The 14,573-nt window shown below is 62.5% G+C and carries 14 protein-coding genes and 1 tRNA gene; 1 reads left to right on the forward strand and 14 read right to left on the reverse strand.

Going from position 1 to position 14,573, the window contains the following annotated elements:
• Window positions 1–43 precede the first annotated feature (43 nt).
• The 13 genes from nuoF to JYK05_RS07985 form a co-directional block, all read right to left on the reverse strand.
• Window positions 44–1,366, reverse strand: a complete 1,323-nt coding sequence (gene nuoF / locus JYK05_RS07925; RefSeq protein ID WP_175944104.1) for an NADH-quinone oxidoreductase subunit NuoF — start codon at window positions 1,364–1,366, stop codon at window positions 44–46.
• Complete coding sequence (nuoE, locus tag JYK05_RS07930) at window positions 1,363–1,848, reverse strand: NADH-quinone oxidoreductase subunit NuoE (RefSeq protein ID WP_206466578.1); 486 nt, start codon at window positions 1,846–1,848, stop codon at window positions 1,363–1,365. Before nuoE ends, nuoF begins: the two co-directional genes overlap by 4 nt.
• A 168-nt stretch (window positions 1,849–2,016) precedes the next feature.
• On the reverse strand, window positions 2,017–3,270 hold the full coding sequence (locus tag JYK05_RS07935; protein WP_175944108.1) for an NADH-quinone oxidoreductase subunit D: 1,254 nt from the start codon (window positions 3,268–3,270) through the stop codon (window positions 2,017–2,019).
• A 9-nt stretch (window positions 3,271–3,279) separates the two neighbouring features.
• Entirely contained in the window at window positions 3,280–3,882 is a 603-nt protein-coding gene (locus JYK05_RS07940; protein ID WP_175944110.1) for an NADH-quinone oxidoreductase subunit C, read from the reverse strand.
• A gap of 20 nt (window positions 3,883–3,902) precedes the next feature.
• Complete coding sequence (locus tag JYK05_RS07945) at window positions 3,903–4,382, reverse strand: NADH-quinone oxidoreductase subunit B family protein (RefSeq protein ID WP_006052903.1); 480 nt, start codon at window positions 4,380–4,382, stop codon at window positions 3,903–3,905.
• Between the two features lie 61 nt (window positions 4,383–4,443).
• Window positions 4,444–4,803: an NADH-quinone oxidoreductase subunit A gene (locus tag JYK05_RS07950; RefSeq protein WP_040051564.1), complete on the reverse strand. Its 360-nt coding sequence runs from the start codon at window positions 4,801–4,803 to the stop codon at window positions 4,444–4,446.
• Window positions 4,804–4,977: 174 nt separating this feature from the next.
• A tRNA-Leu gene (locus JYK05_RS07955) sits at window positions 4,978–5,062 on the reverse strand.
• A 128-nt stretch (window positions 5,063–5,190) separates the two neighbouring features.
• The gene (secG, locus tag JYK05_RS07960) at window positions 5,191–5,577 is read right to left on the reverse strand and encodes a preprotein translocase subunit SecG (protein ID WP_175944114.1); all 387 of its coding nucleotides are present in this window, start codon (window positions 5,575–5,577) and stop codon (window positions 5,191–5,193) included.
• 81 nt (window positions 5,578–5,658) lie between these two features.
• Window positions 5,659–6,432, reverse strand: coding sequence for a triose-phosphate isomerase (gene tpiA / locus JYK05_RS07965; protein WP_175944115.1), 774 nt, complete (start codon window positions 6,430–6,432; stop codon window positions 5,659–5,661).
• 171 nt (window positions 6,433–6,603) lie between these two features.
• Window positions 6,604–7,635, reverse strand: coding sequence for an NAD(P)H-quinone oxidoreductase (locus JYK05_RS07970; protein ID WP_175944117.1), 1,032 nt, complete (start codon window positions 7,633–7,635; stop codon window positions 6,604–6,606).
• Window positions 7,636–7,843: 208 nt separating this feature from the next.
• Entirely contained in the window at window positions 7,844–9,982 is a 2,139-nt protein-coding gene (gene pnp / locus JYK05_RS07975; RefSeq protein ID WP_175944119.1) for a polyribonucleotide nucleotidyltransferase, read from the reverse strand.
• Window positions 9,983–10,334: 352 nt separating this feature from the next.
• Window positions 10,335–10,604, reverse strand: coding sequence for a 30S ribosomal protein S15 (gene rpsO, locus JYK05_RS07980; protein WP_175944121.1), 270 nt, complete (start codon window positions 10,602–10,604; stop codon window positions 10,335–10,337).
• 206 nt (window positions 10,605–10,810) lie between these two features.
• On the reverse strand, window positions 10,811–12,106 hold the full coding sequence (locus JYK05_RS07985; RefSeq protein WP_241269780.1) for a branched-chain amino acid ABC transporter substrate-binding protein: 1,296 nt from the start codon (window positions 12,104–12,106) through the stop codon (window positions 10,811–10,813).
• 152 nt (window positions 12,107–12,258) lie between these two features.
• Between JYK05_RS07985 and JYK05_RS07990 the strand changes: the two genes are divergently transcribed.
• Window positions 12,259–12,774 (forward strand): hypothetical protein, encoded by a 516-nt coding sequence (locus JYK05_RS07990; RefSeq protein WP_175944123.1) that lies wholly within the window; start codon window positions 12,259–12,261, stop codon window positions 12,772–12,774.
• A 63-nt stretch (window positions 12,775–12,837) separates the two neighbouring features.
• On the opposite strand, the gene JYK05_RS07995 is transcribed toward JYK05_RS07990, so the two are convergent.
• Entirely contained in the window at window positions 12,838–14,382 is a 1,545-nt protein-coding gene (locus JYK05_RS07995; RefSeq protein ID WP_175944125.1) for a 2-isopropylmalate synthase, read from the reverse strand.
• Between the last annotated feature and the right edge of the window lie 191 nt (window positions 14,383–14,573).

Genomic DNA, 14,573 nt, shown 5'->3' on the forward strand with positions numbered 1-14,573 from the left:
GAATGGTCCTCAACCTCTTTCGCGCAACTGACTGTGCGCCTGATTACGCGGTAAGCGCCTCGGACGCCGCATGATGCGCGTGCCCGCCGACGAGACAGTGCTTGTGCTCGACGTGATATTCGAATTCGTTCCAGAAGTGCTTCAGCATGCCGCGCACCGGCATGGCCGCCGCATCGCCGAGCGCGCAGATCGTGCGGCCCATGATGTTTTCGGCGACAGAATTCAGCAGATCCAGGTCTTCCTTGCGGCCGAGGCCGTGCTCGATGCGATGCACCACGCGATACAGCCAGCCCGTGCCTTCGCGGCAAGGCGTGCACTGACCGCACGACTCCTCGTAATAGAAGTACGACAGCCGCAGCAACGAACGCACCATGCACCGCGTTTCGTTCATGACGATGACCGCGCCCGAGCCGAGCATCGAACCCGCCTTGGCGATCGAATCGTAGTCCATATCGGTCGCGAGCATCATCTCGCCCGGCACCACCGGCGCCGACGACCCGCCCGGAATCACCGCCTTGATCGACTCGCCGCGCACGCCGCCGGCCAGTTCCATCAGCGTCGAAAACGGCGTGCCGAGCGGAATTTCATAGTTGCCCGGACGATTCACGTCGCCCGACACCGAGAAAATCTTCGTGCCGCCGTTGTTCGGCTTGCCGATCTCGAGGTAATTCTGCGGCCCGATTTCCAGCAGGAACGGCACCGCAGCGAACGTCTCGGTGTTGTTGATGGTGGTCGGCTTGCCGTACACGCCGAAGCTCGCCGGGAAAGGCGGCTTGAAGCGCGGCTGGCCCTTCTTGCCTTCGAGCGATTCGAGCAGCGCGGTTTCTTCGCCGCAGATGTATGCGCCGTAACCGTGGTGAGCGTACAACTCGAACGAGAAGCCGGAGCCGAGGATGTTCGCGCCGAGATAGCCGGCAGCGCGCGCTTCTTCCAGCGCCGCTTCGAACACCTTATAGACTTCCCAGATCTCGCCGTGGATGTAGTTGTAGCCGACGGTGATGCCCATCGCATACGCGCCGATGGCCATGCCTTCGATCAGCGCGTGCGGGTTCCAGCGCAGGATGTCGCGGTCCTTGAACGTGCCCGGTTCGCCTTCGTCCGAATTGCAGACGAGATACTTCTGCCCCGGGAACTGACGCGGCATGAAGCTCCACTTCAGGCCGGTCGGGAAGCCCGCGCCGCCGCGACCGCGCAGACCCGACGCCTTCACGTCGGCAATCACCTGCTCGGGCGGAATCTTTTCTTCCAGAATGCGGCGCAGCTGCTTGTAGCCGCCGCGCGCAACGTAATCTTCGAGATGCCAGTTCTCGCCATTGAGGCCAGCGAGGATCAGCGGCTTGATGTGACGATCGTGGAGAGACGTCATTTCGAAAGTTCCTCGATCAACTGGTCGATCTTCTCGCGGCTCATGAAGCTGCACATGCGGTGGTTGTTCACCAGCATGACCGGCGCATCGCCGCACGCGCCGAAGCACTCGCCTTCTTTCAGCGTGAACTTGCCGTCGGGCGTGGTTTCGCCGAAGTCGATGCCGAGCTTCTGCTTGAGATACTGAGCAGCACTATCCGAGCCGCCGTCCGGGCCGAGCTGGCAGGGCAAGTTCGTGCAGAGCGTGATCTTGTGCTTACCGACCGGCGCGAGCTCGTACATCGTGTAGAACGTGGCGACTTCCTGCACCGCGACAGGCGGCATGCTCAGATAGTCGGCGACGAACTTCATGAGTTCGGGCGAGAGCCATCCGTGCTCTTCCTGAGCGACAGCAAGCGCAGCCATCACCGCCGACTGCTTCTGCTCGGCGGGATACTTCGCGATCGCACGATCGATTTCTTTCAGGCCTTCAGCTGAGATCATTTTCAGACACGACTCTTTCAATTCCTACCGAACGAAAACCTGCCGCGGGCATCTTATTGCGGCAGACCTGGCGTCCTGCGGTTTCCTGTAATTGCTTCAACGCTTTGCGCTCGATTCAGCGCGACGGCGGCCCGGCCGACGAGCGCGCCGCGCGAGCGGACGACGGAATCAGCGATCAATCTCGCCGAACACGATGTCTTGCGTTCCGATGATCGTGACGGCGTCGGCGATCATGTGGCCGCGCGCCATCTCGTCCAGCGAGGCCAGATGCGCGAAGCCAGGCGCGCGGATCTTCAGGCGGTACGGCTTGTTCGCGCCGTCCGACACGAGATAGATGCCGAACTCGCCCTTCGGATGCTCGATCGCGGCGTAGGTCTCGCCTTCCGGCACGTGGAAGCCTTCCGTGAAGAGCTTGAAGTGGTGAATCAGCTCTTCCATGTTGCTCTTCATGCCGACGCGCGACGGCGGCGCAACCTTGTGATTATCGACCATCACAGGGCCGGGATTCTTGCGCAGCCAGGCAATGCACTGTTTGGCGATACGCGTGGACTGACGCATTTCCTCGACGCGCACGAGATAGCGGTCGTAGCAGTCGCCGTTCACGCCCACCGGAATGTCGAAGTCCAGTTGATCGTAGACTTCATACGGCTGCTTCTTGCGCAGATCCCATTCGATGCCCGAGCCGCGCAGCATCGCACCGCTCATGCCGAGCTGCAACGCGCGCTCGGGACTCACCACGCCGATGCCCACGAGACGCTGCTTCCAAATGCGGTTGTCGGTGAGCAGCGTTTCGTACTCGTCGACATAGCCCGGGAAGCGATTGAAGAAGTCTTCGATGAAGTCGAGCAGCGAACCTTGACGGTTCTCGTTCATCTTCTCCAGCGCCTTCGCATTGCGAATCTTGGAGACCTTGTATTGCGGCATTGCGTCAGGCAGGTCGCGATAGACGCCGCCCGGACGGTAGTACGCCGCGTGCATGCGCGCGCCCGAGACCGCTTCGTACACGTCCATCAGGTCTTCGCGCTCGCGGAACGCGTAGAGGAAGACCGCCATCGCGCCGACGTCGAGCGCGTGCGAGCCGATCCACATCAGGTGGTTCAGCACGCGCGTGATTTCGTCGAACAGGACGCGGATGTACTTCGCGCGGATCGGCACGTCGATGCCGAGCAGCTTCTCGATGGCCATCACGTAGGCGTGCTCGTTCGCCATCATCGACACGTAGTCGAGACGGTCCATGTACGGCACGGACTGAATGAAGGTCTTGGTTTCGGCGAGCTTCTCGGTCGCCCGATGCAAGAGGCCGATGTGCGGATCGGCGCGCTGGATCACTTCGCCGTCGAGTTCGAGCACGAGGCGCAGCACGCCGTGCGCGGCAGGGTGCTGCGGGCCGAAATTCAGCGTGTAGTTCTTGATGTCTGCCATGACGCTCTCTTAATGTTTCAGACCACCATAGCGATCTTCGCGGATCACGCGCGGCGTGATTTCGCGCGGCTCGATCGTCACAGGCTGATACACGACGCGCTTCTCTTCCGGGTCGTAGCGCATTTCGACGAAGCCCGTGACCGGGAAGTCCTTGCGGAACGGGTGGCCGATGAAGCCGTAGTCCGTGAGAATGCGGCGCAGATCGGGGTGGCCTTCGAACACGATGCCGTACAGGTCGAATGCTTCGCGCTCGTACCAGTTGGCCGACGACCAGATATCGACGAGCGACGGAATGATCGGCACTTCGTCGTCCGGAGCGAACACGCGCACGCGCAGGCGCCAGTTGTTCGAGATGGAGAGCAGATGCACGACGGCCGCGAAGCGCGGGCCTTCGTAGACGCCGTCGCCGAAAGTCGAATAGTCGATGCCGGCGAGGTCCATGAGCTGCTCGAAGCCGAGCGAGCGGTCGTCACGCAGCCGGGTCGCGACTTCAAGATAGTCGGCCGCCTTCACGACGACCGTCACCTGACCCAGCGACTCGGTGATGTTCTGGAGACGGTCGCCAAACGCCGCCTCGAGGTTCGCTTTGAGGGTCTCGAGTTTGCTTGCCATAGTTGGGGAGGCTCAGGCCTTTATTGACGGGCGATGGTGTTCGTGCGGCGAATCTTCGCCTGCAGCTGGATCACGCCGTAGACCAGCGCCTCGGCCGTCGGAGGGCAGCCCGGGACATAGACGTCGACCGGAACGATACGGTCGCAGCCACGCACGACGGAGTACGAATAGTGGTAGTAGCCGCCACCATTCGCACACGAACCCATGGAAATGACCCAGCGCGGCTCGGCCATCTGGTCGTACACCTTACGAAGCGCGGGCGCCATCTTGTTGCACAGCGTGCCGGCGACGATCATCACGTCGGACTGGCGCGGGCTCGGACGGAACACCACGCCGAAGCGGTCCAGGTCGTAACGGGCGGCGCCCGCATGCATCATCTCGACCGCGCAGCACGCGAGACCGAACGTCATCGGCCACAGGGAGCCGGTGCGCGTCCAGTTGATCAGCTTGTCAGCCGTGGTGGTGACAAAGCCTTCCTTCAAGACCCCTTCGATACTCATTTGATTTCCACTCCAGATGAGCAGCCAGCCAAAGCCGCCCATGAATCCGGTGATCTACCCGTCATTCCCAGTCGAGACCGCCCTTTCTCCAGATGTAGGCGAAGCCGAGCAGGAATTCGAGCAGAAAGATCATCATGGCCATGAAGCCGGGCCAGCCGATGTCGCGCAGGGCCACGCCCCACGGAAACAGGAACGCCGTCTCAAGGTCGAAGATGATGAAAAGAATTGCGACGAGATAGTAGCGCACATCGAACTTCATACGCGCGTCTTCGAATGCTTCGAAGCCGCATTCGTACGGGGCATTCTTTTCGGTGTCGGGCTTGTTGGGACCGAGAATCTTGCCGATGCTGACCAGCGCTATACCTAAACCAAGGCCCACCAGAAGAAACAAGAAGACGGGGTAATAGGGTGCGAGGTTCAAGGCTTTCCTCTGATCGGTAGTTTCGGTCAGTGATGATTGAGATGCTTGCCGGGACAGACCACCCGGCGACGGGATTCACTTGGGACCGCTCACGATATCAACGATGTCGTAAGGGTACTCCAGAAGTGACAATGCCAGCCGAAGCGATGCATGCGGCTGGCATTGGATAACTTTTGGTGCCGACGGCGAGACTCGAACTCGCACAGCTTTCGCCACTACCCCCTCAAGATAGCGTGTCTACCAATTTCACCACGTCGGCACTGTACTGCAATCCGGGAAAACAAACTTCTTAATTGCCGCGAATCGCTTCAAGACTTGAATTATAACTAGGTCCCACGAATTGTTCAACGCACAAAACACGAATTTCGCGAAAATTTGTTTTGGCGTTCATTTCGGCACATCGGTGCCCGGCGCCGATGACGCAGGCGCTGCCGATGCCGGCGCAGCTGCAGGAGCCGATGCGGTCTTTCCAGCCGCAGCAGGCGCTGAAGCAGACGTCGGACCTGCGCCGAGCACGCCGGCCGACGTCTGGGGCTTGTAGCTTCCGAGGTACGTGAGCGCGAGCGTCGTGATGAAGAAAATCGCGGCGAGCACAGCCGTGGTACGGGAAAGAAAGTTCGCCGAGCCGGTCGCGCCGAACAAACTGCCCGACGCACCGCTGCCGAACGCCGCGCCCATGTCGGCGCCCTTGCCGTGCTGAAGCAGCACGAGCCCGATCACGCCAAGCGCCGACAGCAACTGGACGACGATAATCAATGTCTTCAAATACAGCATTTCAACTCACCTGGATCTTGATGTTTCCGTGACACTCACGTGTCGCGACATGCTCTTTCGACTGCTCCCACCACGAACCGATTATTGCAACACGGTTCGCGCCGCCTGGCAGATCGCAAGAAAATCTTTCGACTTCAGCGACGCGCCGCCAATCAGCCCGCCGTCGATGTCTTGTTGCCCGAACAACTCCTGCGCGTTCTCGGGTTTGACGCTGCCGCCATAGAGCAATGGCACTTCGGCTGCGGCGGCACACTTCTCCGCCAGCTTCTTGCGCAGGAACGCGTGAACGCGCTGCGCCTGGTCGGCCGTCGCGCTCTTGCCCGTGCCGATCGCCCAGACCGGCTCGTAGGCGACGACAATGCGCGCCGCCTGCTCCTCGTCCAGCATCAGCAGCACCGCATCCAACTGGGCGCCGATGACCTGCTCCGTCGCCTCGCGCTCGCGTTCATCGAGCGTTTCGCCGACACAGACGATAGGCGTCAGTCCTGCCTCGAGCGCTCGCCGCGCTTTCGCTCCGACTTGTTCCGGCGTTTCGTAGTGGTACGCGCGGCGCTCCGAATGCCCGACGATCGCGTACGTCGCGCCGAAGTCGAGCGTCATTTCGGCCGCGACTTCGCCTGTGTACGCGCCCTGCACATGCGCCGACACGTCCTGCACGCCCCAGCGCACCACCGATCCGTCCAGCAGCGCCTGCGCCTGCGCGAGATACGGATAGGGCACGCACACGCCCACGTCCACGCCGTTGCGCAAGGCCGATGCCCCCGACGCCACTTCGGTCAGCAGAGCCGCGTTTTCCTGCATGCGGCCGTGCATCTTCCAGTTGCCGACCACCAGTTTCGCTCGTTGTCTCGACATTGTCTCGTCACTCGGCGGCTTGCGACGGCCGCTTTAGTTATAGCGGCCGTGCTTTTCAATCAGCCGCCGCGTTATGGGAATGAACCGCTACAAACTGCGAACTGCTTGCAAAACAGGCGATTTTACTGTGTTACAGATAACTCGGTCAAACCGCCGATAACCGTTTCGCGTCTATGACGCGCTTTGTTGCCCGTTTTCCGTCCAGTCGAGCACGATCTTGCCGACATGCGTGCTGCTTTCCATCAGGGCATGCGCGGCGGCCGCCTCGCTTGCCGGGAACACCTGGTGAATGACCGGTTTAATGCGCCCTGCCTCGATCTCGGGCCATACGCGCTCCTTCAGCTTCGCGGCGATTTTCGCCTTGAAAGCGACGGGACGCGGACGCAGCGTCGAGCCGGTGATGACTAGCCGGCGACGCAGAATGTCGTTGAGATTGATTTCCGCCTTCGCGCCGCCCAAGAGCGCGATCACGCAGATGCGCCCGCCATCGGCGAGCGCCTTCAACTCGCGCGGCAGATAGTCGCCCGCGACCATGTCCAGAATCACGTCGACGCCACGATCGTTCGTGAGCGACCTCACCACTTCGACGAAATCCTCTGTCTTGTAGTTGATCGCCCGCTCGGCGCCGAGCGTCTCGCACGCGCGGCATTTCTCGTCGCTGCCCGCGGTCGCGAAGACGCGAAAGCCGAGCGCGCGCGCAATCTGGATGGCCGTGACGCCAATGCCGCTCGATCCGCCTTGCACGAGGAGCGTCTCTTCCTCGCCGTTTTCGCCGGAGCCAAGATGCGCGCGCTCGAAGACGTTGCTCCACACCGTGAAGAACGTTTCCGGCAGCGAGGCCGCTTCGATATCGGACAAACCGGCTGGTACCGGCAGACATTGCTCCAGCGGCGCAACCGCATACTCTGCGTACCCTCCGCCCGCGAGCAACGCGCACACGCGATCCCCTTTCTTGAGACCGAACGGGTTGTGCTTCGAATCGAGGTCGCCGTCGACGATTTCGCCCGCCACTTCCAGCCCCGGCAGATCGGACGCGCCCGGCGGCGGCGCATAGGCGCCTTTGCGCTGAAAGACGTCCGGCCGATTCACACCGGAAGCGGCCACCTTGATGAGCACCTCGCACTTGCCTGCTTCGGGCATCGGGCGCTCGCCCAGCTTGAGAACTTCGGGTGCGCCAAATTCGGTGATTTCGACGGCCTTCATAGCATTCCCCTGAATGGGCATGGCGGGATGGATCGATTCGAACGGCTCGAACCGGATGGCGCTGCGCACGCGATGAGCAATCCACGCTCCACAGTGCCATCGAGTCCGGCGACGCATCGGACAATGCATAGTCCCGCATCGTCCAATTGACGCCATACAAGAAAACGGCCGGCTCGCAGAAGCGGCCGGCCGTCTACACATTACCGCATTACTGCTGCGGCTGCGTCGGTTCCGTTTGTTGCGCGGCTTCGTTCAAGAGCGCCTTGGCCGACAAGCGCACGCGGCCCTTTTCGTCCGTCTGGATGACCTTGACCTTCACGACCTGACCTTCCTTCAGGTAATCGTTGATGTCCTTCACGCGCTCGTTGACGATCTCCGAGATGTGCAGCAGACCGTCCTTGCCCGGCAGGATATTCACGATCGCGCCGAAATCGAGCAGCTTCAGCACCGGACCTTCGTAGACCTGGCCCACTTCCACTTCGGCCGTGATGTTCTCGATGCGCTTCTTCGCCTCGGCCATGCCTTCGGCGCTCGTGCTCGCAATGGTCACGACGCCGTCGTCCGAAATGTCGATGGTCGTGTTCGTCTCTTCGGTCAGCGCGCGGATCACCGAACCGCCCTTGCCGATCACGTCGCGGATCTTCTCCGGATTGATCTTCAGCGTAATCATGCGCGGCGCGAATTCCGACAGCTCCGTGTTCGTGCCCGGCACCGCCGAGGTCATCTTGCCGAGGATGTGCATGCGGCCTTCCTTCGCCTGCGCGAGCGCGACCTGCATGATTTCCTTCGTGATGCCCTGGATCTTGATGTCCATCTGCAGCGCGGTCACGCCTTGGGCGGTGCCGGCCACCTTGAAGTCCATGTCGCCCAGGTGATCTTCGTCGCCGAGAATGTCGGTCAGAACCGCGAACTTGTTGCCTTCGAGGATCAGGCCCATTGCGATGCCGGCGACGTGCGCCTTCATCGGCACGCCGGCGTCCATCAGCGCGAGACAGCCGCCGCAGACCGAAGCCATCGACGACGAACCGTTCGATTCCGTGATTTCGGACACGACGCGGATCGAGTAGCCGAATTCGTCGGCGCTCGGCAGGCACGCGACGAGCGCGCGCTTGGCGAGCCGACCGTGGCCGATTTCACGGCGCTTCGGCGAACCGACGCGGCCGGTTTCGCCCGTGGCGAACGGCGGCATGTTGTAGTGGAGCATGAAGCGCTCGCGGTATTCGCCTTCGAGCGCGTCGATGTTCTGCTCGTCGCCCTTGGTGCCGAGCGTCGCGATCACGAGCGCCTGCGTCTCGCCGCGCGTGAAGAGTGCCGAGCCGTGGGTACGCGGCAACACGCCCGTGCGGATTTCGATCGGGCGCACCGTGCGCGTGTCGCGGCCGTCGATACGCGGCTCGCCGTTCAGGATCTGCGAGCGGACGATCTTCGCTTCGATATCGAACAGGATGTTGCCGACGGTGGCCGCATCCGCTGCCGCCGTGCCCGATGCCGCCGCTTCCTCGGCGAGCTTCGCAGACGTCGCTGCGTAGACTTCCTTCAGCTTCGTCGAGCGCGCCTGCTTGTTGCGCAGCTGGTACGCAGCTTCGAGTTCCGGCTTCGCGATTTCGGTGACGCGCGCGATCAGCGCTTCGTTCTTCGGCGCCGGCTGCCAGTCCCACTCGGGCTTGCCGCCGTCGCGAACCAGTTCGTGGATCGCGTCGATCGCGGCTTGCATCTGCTCGTGGCCGAACACGACCGCGCCGAGCATCACTTCTTCAGAAAGCTGCTGCGCCTCGGATTCGACCATCAGCACCGCGCGCTCCGTGCCCGCGACGACCAGATCGAGCGCCGATTCCTTCATCTGCGCACGCGTCGGGTTCAGCACGTACTCGTTGTTGATGTAAGCGACGCGGGCCGCGCCGACCGGGCCGTTGAACGGCAGACCGGACACCGCGAGCGCAGCGGACGCGCCGATCAGCGCGGGGATATCCGCCGGGATTTCCGGATTCAGCGACAGGACGTGAATCACGACCTGCACTTCGTTATAGAAACCTTCCGGGAAGAGCGGACGCAGCGGACGGTCGATCAGGCGCGAGATGAGCGTCTCGCCTTCCGACGGACGGCCTTCGCGACGGAAGAAGCCGCCCGGGATCTTGCCGGCGGCGTAGGTCTTTTCCAGATAGTCGACGGTCAGCGGGAAGAAATCCTGACCCGGCTTGGCCGTTTTCGCGCCGACGACGGTCGCGAGCACCACAGTGTCTTCGACATCGACGATCACCGCGCCGCTTGCCTGACGCGCGATTTCACCCGTTTCCAGGCGGACGTTGTGTTGTCCCCACTTGAACTCTTTGACGATCTTATTAAACATTGCGACTCCTTCTATGTTGCGCCGCGCCTTCGGTCGAGCGCATGAGCTGTCTCTGCGGCGCTGGGCGGGACGGTCCCGGGCCGCGCGTGAGAGGTGTGTTATGCCATTCCAGTGCGGCGCGCGAACGGGCCGCGGGGCCGCGCTGGAATGACACAAAGCTCTGCCGCGAGGCTGGACCGAGTGTCGGGTAAAGCGTATGACTGCCGAGAACGACTAACTACGAAGTGCCGGCCGATGAAACCGATCCGGCACCACTTCGCGAGCGGATCGCGCAAAAACAAAATGCCTGCATCAGCGAACTGACACAGGCACTTCGTTAGAACACTGGCCGCGAAGCCACGCCAGGGGCCAATTACTTGCGCAGACCCAGCTTTTCGATCAGCGAGCGGTAACGATCCGCATCCTTGCCCTTCAGGTAGTCGAGCAGCTTGCGACGACGGCTGACCATGCGCAGCAGACCGCGGCGGCTGTGGTGATCCTTCGTGTGGGCCTTGAAGTGGATGGTCAGTTCGTTGATGCGGCTCGTGAGCAGTGCGACTTGCACTTCGGGGGAGCCGGTATCGTTGGCGCCGCGCGCGTATTCAGCGACGACGTCGGACTTCTTGATTTCTGCTACGGACATTTGCTTTTCCTTTGATACAGACAGGCGGTCACGGAAGAAAGGCCGTGCCGTGGTTTGCGTCGACAGGCCCAACTCGACAACTCGACGAGTCGCGCCCAATTCACTTCGTTTTCGAGCTTTGCGCGTCTTGAGAACGCCGCTTCCAGCCAAAAACGAAGCGCAGAGTATAGCACACCGCGCTTCGCCGAGCGGACGGCTCCATGCGCTCAACGCGACGGGCGCGTCATTTTGCACGTGGTCGGGGGCGCGGTGTCGGCGGCGGGCACCGACAGCAGCGTGCGAAAGCCGTAGCCGGAACCTTCGTTGTCGGACCGCACGCCCGGCGTGCCGGCCTTGTCCATCTCCATCACGTAGAGCGGCTGGATCACTTGATGATCCGAGGCGCGCATGGTCGATGGATGAAAGCCGGCGCCGTCGAACTGCATGCCTTCGAGCGCGCGCGCCGCAGCGAGCGGGTCCGCGCTGCCGGCGCGCGTCATGGCGGTGGCGAGCATGTCGATCATGAGCGGCATGCGCAGCACGAGGTAGTCGTCGGAGGCGGCGGGAAAGCGCGCGCGGAACGCGCGGTAATACGCGTCGGAGGCCGCGCCGCCCGCGTTCGGGTGCCAGTCGGCGACGGCGATCACGCGCTTCACGCCGGCATCGCCAAGCGCGGCGGGCGCGCCGAGACTGTTGCCGTAAAAGGTGTAGAACTTTGCGCCGAGTCCCTGCTCCCGCGCCGCCTTCACGAGCAGCGTCAGGTCGTTGCCCCAATTGCCGGTAATGACGGCATCCGCGCCGCTCGCGCGAATCTTCGCGATATACGGCGAGAAGTCCTTCACGCGCCCGATCGGATGAAACTCGTCGCCCGTGATCGCAATGTCGGGCCGCTTCATCTGCAACGCGCGCCGCGCCTCGCGGCTCACGTCGTGGCCGAAGCTGTAATCCTGATTCAGCAGATAGACCTTCTTCACCGCGCGGTCGCGTTGCAGCGCGTCTGCGAGCGCGTCCATGCGCATGCCGGCGTGCGCGTCGAAGCGGAAGTGCCAGAAGCTGCACGCGTCGTTGGTGAGCGCGGGATCGTCGGCGGAATAGTTCAAGAACAGCACGCGGTGGTCCGGCTCGCGCTCGTTCTGCTTGTCGATGGCCGCGACCAGCGCCGCCGCCACCGCCGAACTGTTGCCCTGCATGACGAAGCCGATCTTCTGGTCGATGGCCGCGCGCAACTGCACGAGACTCGCCTCGCTGCTGCCCTTGCCGTCGAGCACGACGAGCTCGAGCGGATGCATGCCGTCGGCCAGCTTGACGCCGCCTCGCGCGTTCACCCGCTCGACGCCGAAGCGCAGATTGCGCTCGACCGCCGCGCCCGCGTTGGCGAACGGACCGGACATGCCTTCGATCATCGCGAGCTTGATGGGCGCAAGATCGGCGGCGCCGGCCTTCACTGCGCACGTCAAGGCTACGCACGTCAACGCGATCCGCAGCCACCGCGCGCGCGACTTCATGAGACTGAGGCTTGCCATCGCTCTTTCCGAAGATGAAAGCGCGGATCATAGGCTGCGGCGCGGGCGCGATGCAAGCCGGCGCGACGCATGGTTCTTGCGCCGCATGTCAAAATCCAGCAAAGCGAAGAAAAACCCTCGCCATCGCGAGGAACCTGCACGTGGAGGCTTCAATGCTGCACTCACTCAACCGTCTGCGCGGCGCGCTCGTCTGCGCCGGGACGGCGTTGCTGCTCGCGGGTTGCGCGCAGCCGTGGCAGAACTATCAGGCAGGCGCGGATGCCTCGACGATCGTCGCCCGCCTCGGCCCGCCGCGCGAAGTCTACGACCTGCCGAACGGCGGCAAGCGCCTGATGTGGCCGACGCAGCCGCTCGGCGAATTCACGACCGCAGCGGACATCGACGCCTCGGGCAAGATCGTCAACGTGCGGCAGGTGCTCGACGAGAGCGAGTTCTACAAAGCGCAAATCGGCACGTGGACCAAGAAGGACGTGCTCGTGAACTTCGGCCGGCCGGTCGAAACGTCGTATTTCCCGCTGATGAAGCGCGAAGTCTGGACGTATCGCTACATGGAGGCGAACTTCTGGTACTTGATGTACAGCTTCTATTTCGACGATGAGGGCGTCCTGCGCCTGATGCAGAAGTCGCCCGATCCGCTGCACGATCCCGATCGGCGCAGTCTGTTCTGACAGGCGGCGCGCGCAAAAAAGCCCTCCGAGGAGGGCTTTCGCTTTCTTGCGACTGTCTGCCGATCAAAGCTGCGGATTGAGCTTTTCGACCTTCGAATGCAGCTTGTTGAGCGCCGCGATATACGCCTTCGCGGAAGCGGCGACGATATCCGGATCGGTACCGACGCCGTTCACGATACGTCCGCTCTTCGACAGACGCACCGTCACTTCGCCCTGCGCCTGCGTGCCGGTCGTGATCGCGTTGACCGAGTACAGCACGAGTTCGGCGCCGCTTTCCACCTTCGATTCGATCGCGTGCAGCGTAGCGTCCACCGGACCGTTGCCGCGCGCTTCGCCCGTCATTTCGGTGCCGTCCACGGCGAAGACCACGCGTGCCTGCGGCTGCTCGCCGGTCTCCGAATGCTGCTTCATCGAGACGAAGCGGAAATGCTCCTTCGCCTGCGCTTCCGGCGATTCTTCCGAGACGATCTGCATGATGTCTTCGTCGAAGATTTCGGCTTTGCGGTCCGCGAGATCCTTGAAGCGAGCGAACGCGGCGTTCACTTCCGCTTCCGATTCGAGCTGCACGCCCAGTTCTTCGAGACGCTGCTTGAACGCGTTGCGGCCGGACAGCTTGCCGAGCACGATCTTGTTCGCGCTCCAGCCCACGTCTTCGGCGCGCATGATTTCGTAGGTATCGCGCGCCTTCAGCACGCCGTCCTGGTGGATGCCCGATGCATGCGCGAACGCATTCGCGCCGACCACCGCCTTGTTCGGCTGCACGACGAAGCCGGTGATCTGCGAGACGAGCTTCGAAGTCGGCACGATCTGCGTCGTGTCGATGCCGAGATCGAGCCCGAAGTAATCCTTGCGCGTCTTGACCGCCATCACGATTTCTTCGAGCGACGTATTGCCGGCGCGCTCGCCCAAGCCGTTGATCGTGCATTCCACCTGACGCGCGCCGCCGATCTGCACGCCCGCGAGCGAGTTCGCGACCGCCATGCCGAGGTCATCGTGGCAGTGCACAGAGAAAATGGCCTTGTCCGAATTCGGGATGCGCTCGCGCAGCGTCTTCACGAGGTTGCCGTAGAGTTCCGGCACGCCATAACCAACCGTATCGGCGATATTAATCGTGCGCGCGCCTTCGTCGATCACGGCTTCGAGCACGCGGCACAGGAAGTCGATGTCCGAGCGGCTGCCGTCTTCCGGCGAGAACTCGACGTCGTCCGTGAACTTGCGGGCGAAGCGCACCGCGAGCCGCGCCTGTTCGTACACCTGCTCCGGCGACATACGCAGCTTCTTTTCCATATGCAGCGCGGAAGTGGCGATGAACGTGTGAATGCGGAAGCGGTTCGCGGGCTTCAACGCATCGGCGGCGCGCTGGATGTCCTTGTCGTTGGCGCGGGCAAGCGAGCAGACCGTGCTGTCCTTCACGAGCGAGGCGATCGTCTGGATCGCGTCGAAATCGCCGTTGGAACTGGCGGCAAAACCGGCCTCGATCACGTCGACCTTCATGCGCTCCAGTTGCTTCGCGATGCGGATCTTCTCCTCTTTCGTCATCGAAGCGCCGGGGGACTGCTCGCCGTCACGCAAGGTCGTATCGAAGATGATCAACTTGTCTGCTGCCATGTTGGGCTCCTGTGGGGAGATTTATCGATTGTTGGGAATATCGAGATAGAACGACAAAACGGAATCCGGGTGTTCGCGCCACCGCTGGCGTCGAAAACCTTGAACGAGCAGACGGGAGGCGAGACAGATCAGCGCGGTAGGCGCGCTAGTAGCGATAGTGCGCGTAGAAACGCACCAGCCGAAGAAGACGA

Origin of the sequence: Caballeronia sp. M1242 (assembly GCF_017220215.1) — a bacterium.
Classification (GTDB): Bacteria; Pseudomonadota; Gammaproteobacteria; order Burkholderiales; family Burkholderiaceae; genus Caballeronia.